Raw genomic sequence first — 16,977 nt, 5'->3', positions numbered from 1 at the left:
CATCCTCGTGGGGGCAATCATTATGCTTCAGAAATCAATTATCGTTGGCGCCTTGTTTGCCGCAGCCTCTTTAGCACAGTCGTCCTTCGCCGCCGATCCAACGGCCCGCTACAGCTGCGAGGACGGCAGCCACTTCTCCGTCCGTTTTCACGATGGGGTGGCCTTCGTGACGCTATCGGACGGAAAAAAGCTCAGCTTGCCACAGCGTATTGCCGGATCGGGCATTTGGTATTCGTCCGGTCGCTACGACCTGCGCGGCAAGGGTAGGGATGCGACGTGGACTGTCGGCCGGAAGGTTCCGGTTAATTGCGTGGCAGCGGATTGAGCTTTTTGTGCCTATCGCCTATGCCAGTCGCGATATGAGATAGGTGAGGCAGGGACAATGGAAGTCAGGGATTCGAACGGCGCGATTCTGCAGGAAAACGACAACGTCACCCTGATCAAGGATTTGAAGGTCAAGGGGACGTCGACGACGCTGAAGCGCGGCATGCTCGTCAAGGGCATTCACCTGACTGACAATCCAGACGAGGTCGAGTGCCGCGTCGAAAAGGTCAAGGGATTGGTGCTGCGGACCGAGTTCCTCAAAAAGGCGTGAGCCCTTGCGGGGCGCTGCCGGGTCGGGCTACTGGCGGATGAGGAGCAGGGGCTGCCCGCCGTCTTCCTTCGATTTATCGAAATTGCCGGCGGCATTCATGTCGAAGGACAGCGCGGTTCCTTCGCTTCCCATCAGTACCAGCCCGAATCCCTCCGTTGCCCAGAGGCTGAGCTTCATATCCGTGATGGAGGAGGGGCAGCCGTCCGTCAGCGACATCTTGGCGGTGCCGTCCTCGTCCTTGTCGGCAAGCAGCGCCACCTGGCAGAGAGCCTCGCCGCCCGGGCGCTGCAACTGCCATGTCCCAACGAGGCTTTCGATCGAAGGAACATGATCTACATCCCCGAGCGCCGGCAGCAGCCAGATGGGATCGCCTTCGGCGGTTTCCCAGGGTGAGCCCTCTTCCTGTCCGAAGCGGAGCAGGACTTTGCCGGTCGCGTCCATGATCGCGAGCATATCGTCATCGCCGATATTCCAGGCGGTGGCGCCGGCAAGGTCAGGCAGTGCGGCAGCGCATGTCTGCCCCCCGGTGATGGGGTGGCCGCCGGCGGCCTCTCCAGTCTCGAAGGTGAGGTGGCAACCTTTCGCCCCATTCTCCGGGGCGACGAGCCATGAGCCGGCTTGCGCCTTGACCTGTTCGGCGTCGGCAGCAAGCGAAGGCCCGGCGCCGGCAAGAGTGATCGCACCGACGGTGATCGCAAGGAAGGTGAGCGAACGGATCAAGACGAGTTCTCCCAATCGGCCGCCGCTCGAATCCCAGCGCCGCTATATCTTCAGAAAGGAACGTGCCGCATACATGGCGATTGCGGCGGCATTCGAAACGTTCAGCGATTTGATGGCGCCGGGCATTTCGAGGCGGGCGAGGGTATTGACCGTTTCACGGGTCTTCTGCCGCAATCCCTTGCCCTCGGAGCCGAGGACCAGTGCGATCTTATTGCCCGAGAACGTGCCTTCAAGCGCTGCCGGACCATCCGAATCAAGGCCGATTGTCACGAAGCCGAGTTTGTGAAGTTCGCCAAGCGCATCGGCCAGATTGGTGACCTGTATATAAGGTATGAGTTCGAGCGCCCCCGAAGCCGATTTTGCCAGCACGCCCGATTCGGTCGGGCTATGGCGCATCGTGGTGATGACTGCGCCTGCATCAAAGGCGACGGCGGAGCGCATGATGGCACCGACATTGTGCGGATCGGTCACCTGGTCGAGCACCAGCAGCAACGGACTGTCGTTCAGCGCGGCCAGCCGGCGCACCGGCAGCGGCCGCGTCTCAAGCATCACGCCCTGATGGATGGCGTCCGGGCCGAGCACCTTGTCGAGGTCCTGCGGCGAAACGATCTCGACGGGATAGCCGAGTTGGTCGACCGGGCCGATCTCCAACCGCACCAGCGCATTCTGCGTCACCGAAAGCTTGATGATCTGGCGTTCCGGATTGTCTAACGCGGCGCGAACCGTGTGCAGCCCGTAGAGTTGGACCTGGTCGGGGGCAAGCGCCGGCGGCTTCCAGTCGTCGGCACCGCCTCGCTTGCGCTTCTGCGGCACGGGCGTCGGGATCTCGCCGCGCTCACGCTTGGCGTCGCGATGGGCGCGCCTCAGCGTCGCGTAATGCGTGTCCTTGCTGGAGTGATCGCCTACGGGGTTTTCGGGGGCTGGAGGCCCTGGGGATTTGTCTTTGCTCATGCCGCTTTATACCGACCGAGCCCGAAAGCGCATAGCCCTTCTTTTATCCCGCGGCTTTCCGCAACGACTGAAATTTTTTCGTCATTTTTGCTGTGGCATCATGTTGACAGGATGAAGTGGGGCGGTCATATACGCGGCGCAGATCGAGGCGGCAGCGTCACGGTCTGCTGCAGTTGATCGAAAGATCATACTGGCTTGATCGAAAGATCAGACTTGGTCGCAAGATCCGGATGGAATCTGGAGGGATGCCCGAGTGGTTAAAGGGGACGGACTGTAAATCCGTTGGCTCAGCCTACGTTGGTTCAAATCCAACTCCCTCCACCATTCCGTCTCAGGATCTTTTGCACCCGCGGGTATAGCTCAGTGGTAGAGCAGCAGCCTTCCAAGCTGAATATGCGGGTTCGATTCCCGCTACCCGCTCCAGTGCACTGGAATAAATCATCCCTCATGCCTATCTAAGTGCCTGAACCGAAAGACGCTTCCACGTCCGTTCGGAACAGTCGGCGAAATCGGCGAAACTATTCGGCGTCCCACGTGCACTTCGTGCGCGACCGCCTGCCGTACGGTAATAACAGGGGCTGCAATTAAGTCTTGCGCTATGGCGACGAAAGCCTTAAACGGCGGCACTAAACCGGTTCGCCGGGGTCACCAATCCTACGTTCATCAGGAAGCATTCAAATGGCAAAGAGTAAGTTTGAGCGCAACAAGCCGCACGTTAACATCGGCACGATTGGCCACGTTGACCACGGCAAGACGTCTCTGACGGCAGCGATCACCAAGTATTTCGGCGAGTACAAGCGTTACGACCAGATCGACGCTGCACCGGAAGAAAAGGCGCGCGGCATCACCATTTCGACGGCACACGTCGAATATGAAACGCCGGCCCGTCACTACGCGCACGTCGATTGCCCCGGCCACGCCGACTACGTCAAGAACATGATCACCGGTGCTGCCCAGATGGACGGCGCGATCCTGGTCTGCTCGGCAGCCGACGGCCCGATGCCGCAGACCCGCGAGCACATCCTGCTGGCCCGTCAGGTTGGCGTTCCGGCCATCGTGGTGTTCCTGAACAAGGTCGACCAGGTCGACGACGCCGAACTTCTCGAGCTCGTCGAGCTGGAAGTGCGCGAACTTTTGTCGTCCTACGACTTCCCCGGCGACGATATCCCGATCATCAAGGGTTCGGCTCTGGCCGCACTTGAAGATTCGGACAAGAAGATCGGCGAAGACGCGATCCGCGAACTGATGGCAGCGGTCGACGCTTACATCCCGACGCCTGAGCGTCCGATCAACCTGCCGTTCCTGATGCCGATCGAAGACGTGTTCTCGATCTCGGGCCGCGGCACTGTCGTGACCGGCCGCGTCGAGCGTGGCATCGTCAAGGTTGGCGAAGAAGTCGAGATCGTCGGCATCCGCCCGACCTCGAAGACGACGGTCACCGGCGTTGAAATGTTCCGCAAGCTGCTCGATCAGGGCCAGGCCGGCGACAACATCGGCGCTCTGGTTCGCGGTGTGAACCGTGACGGCGTCGAGCGTGGCCAGATCCTTTGCAAGCCGGGTTCGGTCAAGCCGCACAAGAAGTTCATGGCTGAAGCCTACATCCTGACGAAGGAAGAAGGCGGCCGTCATACGCCGTTCTTCACGAACTACCGTCCGCAGTTCTACTTCCGTACGACTGACGTGACCGGTATCGTTTCGCTTCCTGAAGGCACGGAAATGGTCATGCCTGGCGACAACGTCACCGTTGCCGTCGAACTGATCGTGCCGATCGCCATGGAAGAAAAGCTGCGTTTCGCCATCCGCGAAGGCGGCCGCACCGTCGGCGCCGGCATCGTCGCTTCGATCGTCGAGTAATTATCGGATCATTCCGATTGAGGGCCTCGCTGGAAACGGCGGGGCCCATTTTCGTTGATTCGCGGTGTGATGGAGAAGATGGTCCGAAGGTCGGTAAGGGCGGGGAGGAGATCTCCGCCGCTCAGCTTCCTTCCGCCACGAGTCGCATCGACATTGATGCTAGGTCACCAATCGGGGACAAGAGCTCTGGGCGGTCGATGACTGGCAGGAGCTGGCCATTTCCAACGCCGGGAACCGCGGATTCCGGTCGGCAAACACCAGCATGTCTTGGCGAGATGCGCTCAGGTCCATCTGCCAGTCGTGCCGCATTGGAAAAATCGAAAAACGCACTTGCCATTCATGGCGTCCCGTCTTAAAGGGAGCGCCATGCTTCCGGAAGATGCCCCGCTGAAACGCGTAGGGCACCGACGGTCGCAGCGTGTGGGGGTATAGCTCAGCTGGTAGAGCGGCGGTCTCCAAAACCGCAGGTCGTAGGTTCGAGCCCTGCTGCCCCTGCCATTTTCTCCGGTTTGCTTAAGCGCGGTTGCTTCGCGGCTACGCAAATTGGGGCCTGCCGCAATAGTGGCAAATTTCGCGGAGCCTCGATTCCCTCTTGTTAAATTGGGAATCGATGTTTATGTAGGGTTCAACAGACACGCGGTGCGTGGGGCTGACTTGTTCAGCTTTACGCGCCGTAATTGCGTGGGCAGTCAATGGCATCCAAATCGAATCCGTTTACGTTTCTGCAGCAGGTCCGCTCCGAGACGGCGAAAGTCACATGGCCATCCCGTCGCGAGACGATGATCTCGACGATTATGGTTCTGGTCATGGTGGTATTTGCTTCGGTGTTTTTCTTCGCCGCGGACCAGCTTATCGGTTGGATCCTCGGCTACGTGCTGCATGCCGGCAACTGATATTGAGTGGAGATGAAGATGGCGGCACGTTGGTACATCGTCCACGCTTATTCTAATTTTGAAAAGAAGGTCGCCGAATCCATCGAGGAGAAGGCCAGGCAGAAAGGTCTTTCTCATCTTTTCGAGAAGATCCTGGTGCCGACCGAGAAGGTGGTTGAAGTGCGTCGCGGCCGCAAGGTCGATAGCGAGCGCAAGTTCTTCCCGGGCTACGTCATGGTACGTGCCAACCTGACGGACGAGGCCTACCACCTGATCAAGAATACACCGAAGGTCACAGGATTCCTCGGTTCAGACAATAAGCCCGTTCCGATCCCGGATAGTGAGGCTGATCGCATTCTCGGTCAGGTTCAGGAAGGTGTCGAGCGGCCGAAGGCTTCGATCTCCTTCGAAATCGGCGAGCAGGTCCGCGTTTCCGATGGCCCGTTCGCCTCGTTCAACGGCACCGTGCAGGATGTCGATGAAGAACGGTCCCGCCTCAAGGTGGAAGTATCTATTTTCGGCCGCGCTACGCCGGTCGAGCTGGAATACAGTCAGGTCGAAAAGGTCTGACTGGGATCGCGGCTTTCGAGCCGCGACAGCGCGTGGGAGGGAAGGGGCCTTAGCCGGACCCCGAGCCGCACCACGCAACCGCAGCCGCCGGAGTGATCCGGCATCAACGACCGGGTAACCGGTCAGCAGTGAAAGGCAGAGAGATATGGCTAAGAAAGTTGCAGGCCAGCTCAAGCTTCAGGTCAAGGCAGGATCGGCAAACCCGTCCCCGCCAATCGGACCTGCGCTTGGTCAGCGTGGCGTAAACATCATGGAATTCTGCAAGGCGTTCAATGCCGCTACGCAGGAAATGGAAAAGGGCATGCCGATTCCGGTCGTCATCACCTATTACCAGGACAAGTCCTTCACCTTCATCATGAAGCAGCCGCCAGTCAGCTACTTCCTGAAGAAGGAAGCGAAGATCACGGCTGGTTCGAAGCTGCCTGGCAAGACCAAGGCTGGCTCGATCACCATGGATCAGGTTCGCACGATTGCTCAGGCCAAGATGAAGGACCTGAATGCAGCCGACGTCGAAGGCGCAATGGCAATGGTTGAGGGCTCTGCCCGCTCCATGGGCCTGGAAGTGGTGGGTTAAGACGATGGTTGCTAAGCGCATTAAGAAAATCCGCGAAGGCGTAGACGCTACCAAGCTCTATGCACTTCCGCTCGCCATCGGCATGGTCAAGGAACGGGCTATCGCCAAGTTCGACGAGACTGTCGAAGTGTCCATGAACCTCGGCGTCGACCCGCGCCATGCAGACCAGATGGTCCGCGGCGTGGTCAATCTGCCGAACGGCACTGGCCGCGACGTTCGCGTTGCCGTTTTCGCACGCGGTGCCAAGGCTGACGAAGCCCGCGCTGCCGGCGCAGACGTTGTTGGCGCCGAAGACCTCGTTGAAATCGTTCAGGGCGGCAAGATCGACTTCGATCGTTGCATCGCCACGCCTGACATGATGCCGCTCGTCGGTCGTCTCGGCAAGGTTCTCGGCCCTCGCGGCATGATGCCGAACCCGAAGGTCGGAACGGTCACCATGGACGTTGCCGGTGCAGTCAAGGCATCCAAGGGTGGCGCTGTCGAATTCCGTGTCGAGAAGGCTGGCATTGTCCACGCCGGTATCGGCAAGGCCTCGTTCGATGCCAAGGCCCTGGAAGAAAACATTCGTGCCTTCGCTGACGCCGTCATCAAGGCAAAGCCGGCCGGTGCCAAGGGCAACTACGTCAAGCGCGTAGCGATTTCCTCGACCATGGGTCCGGGCGTTCGCATCGACGTATCGTCGGTCACGGCAGCCGCATAATTATCGGCGGGGCTCTTGGCCCGGCCATTAAGAATTCCCGGCCTCTTTAGGGAGGCTGGGATTTCCGGAGAAATCCGGAATTCCTGTCCGAGATTGCAGGTGGTTATCCCTTAATCACTGATGCCTGCATGAGACGGGTAAGACCCGAATTTTGAAGAAGCTAGCGCTTCGATGAACTCGGTTCGAGCCTTGGATGCCTTGTGCCTCGCAGCCTTGCGGCTCGAGCGCGAGGGGACAGGATCCTCAAGCGTCGCTTGGGATCTCTACTGATCCCAGGAGGCAAAAGGCAACCCGGCAGGGCCGTTCTTCACGGTCTTGCCTACTGGAGAAAAGCAGTGGAAAGAGCGGAAAAACGCGAATTCGTCACGGAACTGAACGAAGTCTTCAAGGCTTCGGGCTCAGTTGTCGTGGCCCACTATGCTGGTGTCACAGTCGCACAGATGAACGACTTCCGTTCGAAGATGCGCGCTGCTGGCGGCACCGTCAAAGTCGCGAAGAACCGCCTGGCCAAAATTGCTCTTCAGGGCACTGAGTCGGAAGGGATGTCTGATCTCTTCAAGGGACAGACGCTGATCGCATACAGCACTGATCCCGTAACGGCTCCTAAGGTCCTCGTGGATTTCGCCAAGACCAATGACAAGATCATTGTTCTGGGTGGCGCCATGGGAACAACCACGCTCAATGCCGAAGCTGTGCGGTCGCTCGCGACCCTGCCTTCGCTTGACGAACTGCGTTCGAAGCTGCTGGCGATGATCCAGACACCAGCTACGCGTATCGCAGGGGTTGTTGCGGCACCGGCAAGTCAGCTTGCTCGCGTGTTTGCAGCCTATGCCAAGAAGGACGAAGCCGCGTAAGGCGGTTTTTCGCTGTTCATAATCAACCAGTTCGAACCGAACAAAAGGAACTAATATCATGACTGATCTCGCAAAGATCGTTGACGACCTGTCCTCCCTGACCGTTCTCGAAGCCGCAGAACTGTCGAAGCTTCTCGAAGAAAAGTGGGGCGTTTCCGCTGCTGCTCCGGTAGCAGTTGCTGCTGCTGGCGGCGGTGCCGCTGCTGCTGTCGTTGAAGAAGAAAAGACCGAGTTCGACGTCATCCTCTCGGATGTCGGCGCTAACAAGATCAACGTCATCAAGGAAGTCCGCGCCATCACCGGCCTGGGCCTCAAGGAAGCCAAGGATCTGGTCGAAGCAGCTCCTAAGGCTGTCAAGGAAGGCGTTTCCAAGGCTGAAGCCGCTGACATCAAGAAGAAGCTTGAAGACGCTGGCGCCAAGGCCGACGTCAAGTAAGCATCAAACTGCGCTTGGGGGGCGGCTATTCGCTGCCTCCCATTTGCCGTTTTTCTGAACAAATTACCCAAAAGCCCGGAGAAACGGCTTTTGGGTAATGGGTTCTTCAAGAGGATAGTCTCGAACTCGGAACAGCACAGCAATCCGCGCTGGCGTTTTGGGAATTGGACGAGTTTGAACGACCCATTGATTGACGGGATCGCCTGGCCAGCGAAACCCGTCCGTTGCAGGCCCGGATGCAAGATTTTGAAGGAGCGACGATGGCTCAGACCCTTACGTTCAACGGTCGTAGGCGCGTACGCAAGTTTTTTGGTAAAATTCCTGAAGTCGCAGAAATGCCGAACCTCATCGAGGTCCAGAAGGCATCCTATGACCAGTTTCTCATGGTTGAAGAGCCCGAGGGTGGGCGTCCCGAAGAGGGTCTTCAGTCTGTTTTCAAGTCGGTTTTCCCGATCACCGATTTCTCCGGCGCGTCCATGCTGGAATTCGTTTCCTATGAATTCGAGCCGCCGAAGTTCGATGTCGACGAATGCCGCCAGCGCGACCTGACCTATGCAGCGCCGCTTAAGGTGACGCTGCGCCTCATCGTGTTCGATATCGACGAGGATACGGGCGCGAAGTCCATCAAGGACATCAAGGAACAGAGCGTTTACATGGGCGACATGCCGCTCATGACCAACAACGGCACGTTCATCGTCAACGGCACCGAGCGCGTCATCGTCTCCCAGATGCACCGTTCGCCAGGCGTGTTCTTCGACCACGACAAGGGCAAGAGCCACTCGTCCGGCAAGCTGCTGTTTGCCGCTCGCGTCATCCCTTACCGTGGTTCCTGGCTCGACATCGAATTCGACGCCAAGGACATCGTCTACGCGCGTATCGACCGTCGCCGCAAGATCCCGGTAACATCGTTGCTGATGGCTCTAGGCATGGACGGCGAAGAGATTCTCTCGACCTTCTATACAAAGTCGAACTACGTCCGTTCGGGCGAGGGCTGGCGCATTCCGTTCAACGCTGAAACGTTGAAGGGCGCCAAGACCATCACCGACATGGTCGACGCCGATACCGGCGAAGTCGTTGTCGAAGGCGGCAAGAAGCTGACCCCGCGTCTGCTTCGCACGCTTCAGGACAAGGGCCTCAAGGCTCTGAAGGCGACCGACGAAGAAATCTACGGCAACTTCCTCGCCGAAGACATCGTCAACTTCGAAACCGGCGAGATTTATCTCGAAGCCGGCGACGAGATCGACGAGAAGTCCCTGGCGCTGATCCTTGCTTCCGGTTTCGACGAAATCCCGGTTCTCGGCATCGACCACATCAATGTCGGCGCCTACATCCGCAATACGCTGTCTGCCGACAAGAACCAGAACCGTCAGGACGCCCTGTTCGATATCTACCGCGTCATGCGCCCAGGCGAGCCGCCGACGATGGAATCGGGCGAAGCCATGTTCAACTCGCTGTTCTTCGACAGCGAGCGCTACGATCTGTCCGCAGTCGGTCGCGTCAAGATGAACATGCGCCTCGACCTCGACGTCGAGGACACGGTCCGCATCCTGCGCAAGGACGACATCCTGGCCGTGGTCAAGATGCTGGTAGAACTGCGTGACGGCAAGGGCGAGATCGACGACATCGACAACCTCGGCAACCGCCGTGTTCGTTCTGTCGGCGAGCTGATGGAAAACCAGTATCGCCTCGGCCTGCTCCGCATGGAGCGCGCCATCAAGGAACGCATGTCCTCGATCGAGATCGATACGGTCATGCCGCAGGATCTGATCAACGCCAAGCCGGCAGCCGCCGCCGTCCGCGAATTCTTCGGCTCGTCGCAGCTGTCGCAGTTCATGGACCAGGTGAACCCGCTCTCGGAAATCACTCATAAGCGTCGTCTTTCGGCGCTTGGACCTGGTGGTCTGACCCGCGAACGTGCCGGCTTCGAAGTCCGCGACGTGCATCCGACCCACTACGGTCGTATTTGCCCGATCGAAACTCCGGAAGGCCCGAATATCGGTCTGATCAACTCGCTGGCCACCTTTGCCCGCGTCAACAAATACGGCTTCATCGAAAGCCCTTACCGTAAGATCATCGACGGCAAGGTCACGTTCGAAGTGCTCTACCTCTCCGCAATGGAAGAGGCGAAGTACTACGTTGCCCAGGCAAACGCTGAAATGAACCCTGATGGTTCGTTCTCGGAAGAGTTCGTCGTCTGCCGTCATGCCGGCGAAGTCATGCTTGCTCCGCGAGACAACATCAACCTGATGGACGTCTCGCCGAAGCAGCTGGTCTCGGTTGCAGCAGCACTTATTCCGTTCCTGGAAAACGACGACGCCAACCGCGCTCTGATGGGCTCGAACATGCAGCGTCAGGCCGTGCCTCTGCTGCGTGCGGAAGCTCCGTTCGTCGGCACCGGCATGGAGCCGGTCGTTGCCCGTGACTCCGGCGCTGCCATCGGCGCCCGTCGCGGCGGCGTGGTCGACCAGGTCGATGCGACGCGTATCGTTATCCGCGCCACGGAAGAACTCGATCCTTCGAAGTCAGGCGTCGATATCTACCGCCTGATGAAGTTCCAGCGTTCGAACCAGAACACCTGCGTCAACCAGCGCCCGCTGGTCACCGTCGGTGACGTGGTCAACAAGGGCGACATCCTCGCAGACGGTCCTTCGACCGACCTCGGCGATCTGGCCCTCGGCCGCAACGTGCTCGTCGCGTTCATGCCGTGGAATGGCTACAACTACGAAGACTCGATCCTGCTCTCCGAGCGTATTGTTGCCGACGACGTGTTCACGTCCATCCATATCGAAGAATTCGAAGTGATGGCGCGCGACACCAAGCTTGGTCCGGAAGAAATCACGCGTGACATTCCGAACGTCTCGGAAGAAGCGCTGAAGAATCTTGACGAAGCCGGTATCGTCTACATCGGTGCCGAAGTTCAGCCGGGCGATATCCTGGTCGGCAAGATCACGCCAAAGGGCGAAAGCCCGATGACGCCGGAAGAAAAGCTTCTTCGTGCCATCTTCGGTGAGAAGGCTTCCGACGTGCGTGACACGTCCATGCGCATGCCGCCCGGTACCTACGGTACGGTCGTCGAAGTTCGCGTCTTCAATCGCCACGGCGTTGAGAAGGACGAACGCGCAATGGCGATCGAACGCGAGGAAATCGAACGTCTCGCCAAGGACCGTGACGACGAACAGGCGATCCTCGACCGTAACGTCTACGGGCGTCTGATCGAGATGCTTCGCGGCCAGGTGTCCATCGCAGGGCCGAAGGGCTTCAAGAAGGGTGGCGAGCTTTCGAACTCGGTCGTCTCCGAATACCCGCGTTCGCAGTGGTGGATGTTTGCCGTCGAGGACGAACGCGTCCAGGGCGAACTCGAAGCACTCCGTGGCCAGTACGACGAATCCAAGTCGCGCCTTGAACAGCGCTTCATGGACAAGGTCGAAAAGGTCCAGCGCGGCGATGAAATGCCTCCGGGCGTCATGAAGATGGTCAAGGTCTTCGTCGCTGTGAAGCGCAAGATCCAGCCGGGCGACAAGATGGCCGGCCGTCATGGCAACAAGGGTGTCGTATCGCGCATCGTGCCGGTCGAAGACATGCCGTTCCTCGAAGACGGTACGCATGTCGACATCGTGCTCAATCCGCTCGGCGTGCCTTCGCGCATGAACGTCGGACAGATCCTCGAGACGCATCTCGGCTGGGCTTGCGCCGGCATGGGACGTCAGATCGGCGATCTGCTGGAAGCCTACAAGACGAGCGGCAATATCACGCCGCTGCGCAAGACGATCGACGATATCGTCGGACCTGGCCCGAAGGGCGATGAAGTCCGCGATTACGACGACGACTCTGTCGTTCGTCTGGCCGATCAGTGGAAGCGCGGCGTTTCGATTGCGACGCCGGTCTTCGACGGTGCTCATGAAGCCGACGTCAATGCCATGCTGGTATTGGCAGGCCTCAAGGAAAGCGGTCAGTCGACACTGTACGACGGTCGTACCGGCGAACAGTTCGACCGTCAGGTCACCGTTGGCTACATTTATATGCTGAAGCTGAACCACTTGGTCGACGACAAGATCCATGCTCGTTCGATCGGTCCTTACTCGCTCGTTACCCAGCAGCCGCTGGGCGGCAAGGCGCAGTTCGGTGGCCAGCGCTTCGGCGAAATGGAAGTCTGGGCGCTCGAGGCTTACGGTGCGGCTTACACGCTGCAGGAAATGCTTACGGTCAAGTCGGACGACGTTGCCGGCCGAACCAAGGTTTACGAAGCGATCGTCCGTGGCGACGATACTTTCGAGGCAGGCATTCCGGAAAGCTTCAACGTTCTCGTCAAGGAAATGCGCTCGCTGGGTCTCAGCGTCGAATTGGAAAACTCCAAACTCGACGAACTCCAGGTGGCAGCGCAACTCCCCGACGCGGCCGAATAACGATCGACAGGGTGTGCGCTGTGGCAACGCAGCGCACACGGTTCCCGCCGGCGCCCCGTTTAGGCGCGTTGGCCCGGCAGGGACAATTTCGCCGCAATCTGCGGTATTTGTCGTTTTAAAGCATCAGTCCGGTTCCCGGGAATTTGCCGGTACTGATCGCATTTTGAGGGCGTTACGCCCATGAAGGAGACAGGCATGAACCAAGAGGTCATGAATCTTTTCAATCCGCAGGTGCCTGCACAGAATTTCGATTCCATCCGGATATCGATCGCATCGCCGGAGAAGATCCTCTCCTGGTCCTACGGCGAGATCAAGAAGCCGGAGACCATCAACTACCGTACGTTCAAGCCGGAACGCGACGGTCTGTTCTGCGCGCGCATCTTTGGCCCGATCAAGGACTACGAGTGCCTGTGCGGCAAGTACAAGCGCATGAAGTACAAGGGCATCATCTGCGAAAAGTGCGGCGTCGAAGTCACGCTTTCGCGCGTTCGCCGCGAGCGCATGGGCCATATCGAGCTTGCAGCTCCCGTTGCCCACATCTGGTTCCTGAAGTCCTTGCCAAGCCGCATCTCGACGCTGCTCGACATGACGCTGAAGGATGTCGAACGCGTTCTCTACTTCGAAAACTACATCATCACCGAGCCGGGCCTCACCGCGCTTAAGGAGCATCATCTCCTTAGCGAAGAAGAGTACATGCTCGCAGTCGACGAATATGGCGAAGACCAGTTCACCGCCATGATCGGCGCCGAAGCCATCTACGAGATGCTTGCCAGCATGAATCTCGAAAAGATCGCCGGCGATCTGCGCGCGGATCTGGCTGAGACCACGTCGGATCTGAAGCAGAAGAAGCTGATGAAGCGGCTGAAGATCGTCGAGAACTTCCTGGAATCCGGCAATCGCCCGGAATGGATGATCATGAAGGTCGTTCCGGTCATCCCGCCGGACCTGCGCCCGCTCGTGCCTCTCGACGGCGGCCGTTTCGCCACATCGGACCTGAACGATCTCTATCGCCGCGTCATCAACCGCAACAACCGTCTGAAGCGGCTGATCGAACTGCGTGCGCCTGGCATCATCATCCGCAACGAAAAGCGCATGCTGCAGGAATCCGTCGATGCGCTGTTCGACAACGGCCGTCGCGGCCGCGTCATCACGGGTGCCAACAAGCGTCCGCTGAAGTCGCTGTCCGACATGCTCAAGGGCAAGCAGGGCCGCTTCCGCCAGAACCTGCTTGGCAAGCGCGTCGACTATTCCGGCCGTTCGGTCATCGTGACCGGTCCTGAATTGAAGCTGCATCAGTGCGGCCTGCCGAAGAAGATGGCGCTTGAGCTCTTCAAGCCGTTCATCTACGCCCGCCTCGACGCCAAGGGTTATTCATCGACCGTCAAGCAGGCAAAGAAGCTGGTCGAAAAGGAAAAGCCGGAAGTTTGGGATATCCTCGACGAGGTCATTCGCGAGCATCCGGTCCTGTTGAACCGCGCACCGACGCTGCACCGTCTGGGCATCCAGGCTTTCGAACCAATGCTGGTCGAAGGCAAGGCCATCCAGCTGCATCCGCTCGTCTGCACGGCCTTCAACGCCGACTTCGACGGCGACCAGATGGCTGTTCACGTGCCGCTCTCGCTTGAAGCCCAGCTTGAAGCACGCGTGCTGATGATGTCGACCAACAACATCCTGCACCCGGCAAACGGCGCGCCGATCATCGTTCCTTCGCAGGACATGGTTCTCGGCCTCTACTATCTGTCGATCCTGAACCAGAACGAGCCGGGCGAAGGCATGGCCTTCTCGGATCTCGGCGAACTGCATCACGCGCTTGAAAACAAGGTCGTGACGCTGCACTCCAAGATTCGCGGCCGCTTCAAGTCCATCGACGAAGAAGGCAAGCCTTACTCGAAGATTTATGAGACGACGCCTGGCCGTCTGCTCATCGGCGAACTTCTGCCGAAGAACTTCAAGGTGCCTTTCGACATCTGCAACCAGGAAATGACCAAGAAGAACATCTCCAAGATGATCGACACGGTCTATCGTCACTGCGGCCAGAAGGACACGGTCATTTTCTGCGACCGTATCATGCAGCTCGGCTTCGCCCACGCCTGCCGCGCCGGCATTTCGTTCGGCAAGGACGACATGGTCATTCCGGACACCAAGGTGAAGATCGTCGGCGACACCGAGTCGCTGGTGAAGGAATACGAACAGCAGTACAATGACGGCCTCATCACCCAGGGCGAAAAGTACAACAAGGTTGTCGACGCCTGGGGCAAGGCAACTGAAAAGGTCGCCGAAGAGATGATGGCCCGTATTAAGGCTGTCGAATTCGATCCGGCAACCGGTCGTCAGAAGCCGATGAACTCGATCTACATGATGTCGCACTCCGGCGCCCGCGGTTCTCCGAACCAGATGCGTCAGCTGGGCGGCATGCGCGGCCTGATGGCCAAGCCCTCGGGCGAAATCATCGAGACGCCGATCATCTCGAACTTCAAGGAAGGCCTGACCGTGAACGAGTACTTCAACTCGACCCACGGCGCCCGTAAGGGTCTTGCAGACACCGCCTTGAAGACGGCCAACTCCGGTTACCTGACACGCCGTCTCGTCGACGTCGCGCAGGATTGCATTGTCACGCACGTCGATTGCGGCACCGACAAGGGCCTCACCATGACCGCCATCATCGATGCCGGTCAGGTCGTTGCTTCCATCGGCGTCCGTATCCTCGGCCGTACGGCACTGGACGACATCGATCATCCGATCACGGGTGAGCGCATCGTCGATGCGGGCCGCATGATCCTGGAACCAGACGTCCTGCTGATCGAAAAGGCTGGCATCCAGTCCATCCGTATTCGCTCGGCTCTGACCTGCGAAATCCAGACCGGCGTTTGCGGCGTCTGCTACGGCCGCGACCTTGCTCGCGGTACACCCGTCAACATCGGTGAAGCTGTCGGCGTTATCGCCGCACAGTCGATCGGTGAGCCGGGCACGCAGCTGACCATGCGTACTTTCCACTTGGGCGGCACGGCCACCGTGGTCGACCAGTCGTTCCTGGAAGCTTCGTACGAAGGCACGGTTCAGCTGAAGAACCGCAACATGCTGCGCAACTCGGACGGCGTTCTCGTCGCCATGGGCCGCAACATGACGATCCAGCTCCTCGACGAGCGCGGCATCGAGCGGTCTTCGCAGCGTGTCGCATACGGTTCGAAGATCTATGTTGATGACGGCGACAAGGTGAAGCGCGGCCAGCGTCTGGCCGAGTGGGATCCTTACACACGTCCGATCATGACGGAACTTGCCGGTACGGTTCAGTTCGAAGACGTCATCGATGGTCTCTCCGTTCTGGAAGCGACCGACGAGTCGACAGGCATCACCAAGCGTCAGGTCATCGATTGGCGTTCGACGCCACGCGGTTCCGACCTGAAGCCGGCGATCGTCATCAAGGATGCTAACGGCAACGTAGCCAAGCTTCCTCGCGGCACCGACGCCCGGTTCTTCCTGTCGGTCGAAGCGATCCTGTCCGTCGAGCCTGGCCAGAAGGTCAGCCAGGGTGACGTTCTTGCCCGCTCGCCGCTGGAAAGCGCCAAGACCAAGGACATCACCGGTGGTCTGCCGCGCGTTGCCGAACTGTTCGAAGCTCGTCGTCCGAAGGACCATGCCATCATCGCTGAAATCGATGGTACGATCCGCCTCGGCCGCGACTACAAGAACAAGCGTCGCGTCATCATCGAGCCTGCGGAAGACGGCGTCGAGCCGGTCGAATACCTGATCCCGAAGGGCAAGCCCTTCCATCTTCAGGACGGCGACTATATCGAAAAGGGTGACTACATCCTCGACGGTAACCCGGCACCGCACGACATCCTGGCGATCAAGGGCGTGGAGGCTTTGGCTTCCTACCTCGTGAACGAAATCCAGGAAGTCTATCGTCTGCAGGGCGTTGTCATCAACGACAAGCACATCGAAGTGATTGTTCGCCAGATGCTGCAGAAGGTCGAAATCACCGATGCGGGCGATACCCACTACATCGTCGGCGACAGTGTAGACCGGATCGAACTCGACGACCTGAACGAGAGTCTGATCGAACAGGGCAAGAAGCCTGCTTACGGCGATCCTGTTCTGCTCGGCATCACCAAGGCGTCGCTGCAGACCCCGTCGTTCATCTCCGCCGCTTCCTTCCAGGAAACGACGAAGGTGCTGACGGAAGCAGCAATCGCCGGCAAGACCGACGGGCTTCAGGGCCTCAAGGAAAATGTCATCGTCGGTCGTCTGATCCCGGCCGGTACCGGTGGTACCATGACCCAGATCCGCCGCATTGCGACGGCTCGCGACGAACTCATCCTGGAAGAGCGCCGCAAGGGCTCCGGCTCGGCAGCTGCCACGCCGATGCTTCAGGACATGAACGAGAACGCGTCCGCCGCCGAATAAGCTGCGACAGCCGCGTGAATCAAAACCGCCCGGATTGCTCCGGG

General features: G+C 59.1%; 13 protein-coding genes and 3 tRNA genes. 14 read left to right on the top strand and 2 right to left on the bottom strand.

Going from position 1 to position 16,977, the window contains the following annotated elements; all coding sequences use genetic code 11:
• The first annotated feature begins 22 nt into the window (after positions 1 to 22).
• Together CPY51_RS00560 and CPY51_RS00555 are read left to right on the top strand one after the other, a co-directional pair.
• Positions 23 to 325, top strand: coding sequence for an MliC family protein (locus CPY51_RS00560; protein ID WP_111158111.1), 303 nt, complete (start codon positions 23 to 25; stop codon positions 323 to 325).
• A gap of 57 nt (positions 326 to 382) precedes the next feature.
• Complete coding sequence (locus tag CPY51_RS00555; RefSeq protein ID WP_111158110.1) at positions 383 to 595, top strand: alkylphosphonate utilization protein; 213 nt, start codon at positions 383 to 385, stop codon at positions 593 to 595.
• 27 nt (positions 596 to 622) lie between these two features.
• Here CPY51_RS00555 and CPY51_RS00550 read toward each other — a convergent pair whose 3' ends face one another.
• Positions 623 to 1,315 carry an AprI/Inh family metalloprotease inhibitor gene (locus CPY51_RS00550; protein ID WP_111158109.1) on the bottom strand — a complete coding sequence of 231 codons (693 nt, stop codon included), beginning with the start codon at positions 1,313 to 1,315 and terminating at the stop codon, positions 623 to 625.
• A 42-nt stretch (positions 1,316 to 1,357) separates the two neighbouring features.
• On the bottom strand, positions 1,358 to 2,266 hold the full coding sequence (gene rlmB, locus CPY51_RS00545; RefSeq protein WP_111158108.1) for a 23S rRNA (guanosine(2251)-2'-O)-methyltransferase RlmB: 909 nt from the start codon (positions 2,264 to 2,266) through the stop codon (positions 1,358 to 1,360).
• 239 nt (positions 2,267 to 2,505) lie between these two features.
• On the opposite strand from rlmB, the gene CPY51_RS00540 reads away from it, so the two are divergent.
• From CPY51_RS00540 to rpoC, 12 genes are all read left to right on the top strand, one after another.
• A tRNA-Tyr gene (locus CPY51_RS00540) sits at positions 2,506 to 2,590 on the top strand.
• Positions 2,591 to 2,615: 25 nt separating this feature from the next.
• Positions 2,616 to 2,689, top strand: a tRNA-Gly gene (locus CPY51_RS00535).
• Positions 2,690 to 2,944: 255 nt separating this feature from the next.
• Positions 2,945 to 4,120, top strand: a complete 1,176-nt coding sequence (gene tuf, locus CPY51_RS00530) for an elongation factor Tu (protein WP_111158096.1) — start codon at positions 2,945 to 2,947, stop codon at positions 4,118 to 4,120.
• A gap of 422 nt (positions 4,121 to 4,542) precedes the next feature.
• Positions 4,543 to 4,618: transfer RNA gene (locus tag CPY51_RS00525), tRNA-Trp, on the top strand.
• A gap of 194 nt (positions 4,619 to 4,812) precedes the next feature.
• Positions 4,813 to 5,013 (top strand): preprotein translocase subunit SecE, encoded by a 201-nt coding sequence (gene secE / locus CPY51_RS00520; RefSeq protein WP_111158107.1) that lies wholly within the window; start codon positions 4,813 to 4,815, stop codon positions 5,011 to 5,013.
• 18 nt (positions 5,014 to 5,031) lie between these two features.
• Positions 5,032 to 5,562, top strand: a complete 531-nt coding sequence (gene nusG / locus CPY51_RS00515; RefSeq protein ID WP_111158106.1) for a transcription termination/antitermination protein NusG — start codon at positions 5,032 to 5,034, stop codon at positions 5,560 to 5,562.
• Positions 5,563 to 5,707: 145 nt separating this feature from the next.
• The gene (gene rplK / locus CPY51_RS00510) at positions 5,708 to 6,136 is read left to right on the top strand and encodes a 50S ribosomal protein L11 (protein ID WP_111158105.1); all 429 of its coding nucleotides are present in this window, start codon (positions 5,708 to 5,710) and stop codon (positions 6,134 to 6,136) included.
• 4 nt (positions 6,137 to 6,140) lie between these two features.
• Positions 6,141 to 6,836, top strand: coding sequence for a 50S ribosomal protein L1 (gene rplA, locus CPY51_RS00505; protein WP_111158104.1), 696 nt, complete (start codon positions 6,141 to 6,143; stop codon positions 6,834 to 6,836).
• A gap of 335 nt (positions 6,837 to 7,171) precedes the next feature.
• On the top strand, positions 7,172 to 7,690 hold the full coding sequence (rplJ, locus tag CPY51_RS00500) for a 50S ribosomal protein L10 (RefSeq protein WP_111158103.1): 519 nt from the start codon (positions 7,172 to 7,174) through the stop codon (positions 7,688 to 7,690).
• 58 nt (positions 7,691 to 7,748) lie between these two features.
• The gene (gene rplL, locus CPY51_RS00495; RefSeq protein ID WP_111158102.1) at positions 7,749 to 8,126 is read left to right on the top strand and encodes a 50S ribosomal protein L7/L12; all 378 of its coding nucleotides are present in this window, start codon (positions 7,749 to 7,751) and stop codon (positions 8,124 to 8,126) included.
• Between the two features lie 260 nt (positions 8,127 to 8,386).
• Positions 8,387 to 12,529, top strand: coding sequence for a DNA-directed RNA polymerase subunit beta (gene rpoB, locus CPY51_RS00490; protein ID WP_111158101.1), 4,143 nt, complete (start codon positions 8,387 to 8,389; stop codon positions 12,527 to 12,529).
• A 195-nt stretch (positions 12,530 to 12,724) separates the two neighbouring features.
• Positions 12,725 to 16,933: a DNA-directed RNA polymerase subunit beta' gene (gene rpoC, locus CPY51_RS00485; RefSeq protein ID WP_111158100.1), complete on the top strand. Its 4,209-nt coding sequence runs from the start codon at positions 12,725 to 12,727 to the stop codon at positions 16,931 to 16,933.
• Positions 16,934 to 16,977: the final 44 nt, after the last annotated feature.

Source organism: Arminella tubonensis, from assembly GCF_003240585.1.
GTDB classification, from domain to species: domain Bacteria; phylum Pseudomonadota; class Alphaproteobacteria; order Rhizobiales; family Rhizobiaceae; genus Rhizobium; species Rhizobium tubonense.
The sequence above is the reverse complement of the archived record's forward strand: the minus strand, read 5'-3'. Positions and strand labels throughout refer to the sequence as shown.

Coding starts and splice junctions, on each gene's coding strand:
- rplK (WP_111158105.1), top strand. CDS start 5,708: ATGGCTAAGAAAGTTGCAGGCCAGCTCAAGCTTCAGGTCAAGGCAGGA.
- rlmB (WP_111158108.1), bottom strand. CDS start 2,266: ATGAGCAAAGACAAATCCCCAGGGCCTCCAGCCCCCGAAAACCCCGTA.
- rpoC (WP_111158100.1), top strand. CDS start 12,725: ATGAACCAAGAGGTCATGAATCTTTTCAATCCGCAGGTGCCTGCACAG.
- rplL (WP_111158102.1), top strand. CDS start 7,749: ATGACTGATCTCGCAAAGATCGTTGACGACCTGTCCTCCCTGACCGTT.
- rpoB (WP_111158101.1), top strand. CDS start 8,387: ATGGCTCAGACCCTTACGTTCAACGGTCGTAGGCGCGTACGCAAGTTT.
- CPY51_RS00555 (WP_111158110.1), top strand. CDS start 383: ATGGAAGTCAGGGATTCGAACGGCGCGATTCTGCAGGAAAACGACAAC.
- rplA (WP_111158104.1), top strand. CDS start 6,141: ATGGTTGCTAAGCGCATTAAGAAAATCCGCGAAGGCGTAGACGCTACC.
- tuf (WP_111158096.1), top strand. CDS start 2,945: ATGGCAAAGAGTAAGTTTGAGCGCAACAAGCCGCACGTTAACATCGGC.
- nusG (WP_111158106.1), top strand. CDS start 5,032: ATGGCGGCACGTTGGTACATCGTCCACGCTTATTCTAATTTTGAAAAG.
- secE (WP_111158107.1), top strand. CDS start 4,813: ATGGCATCCAAATCGAATCCGTTTACGTTTCTGCAGCAGGTCCGCTCC.
- CPY51_RS00560 (WP_111158111.1), top strand. CDS start 23: ATGCTTCAGAAATCAATTATCGTTGGCGCCTTGTTTGCCGCAGCCTCT.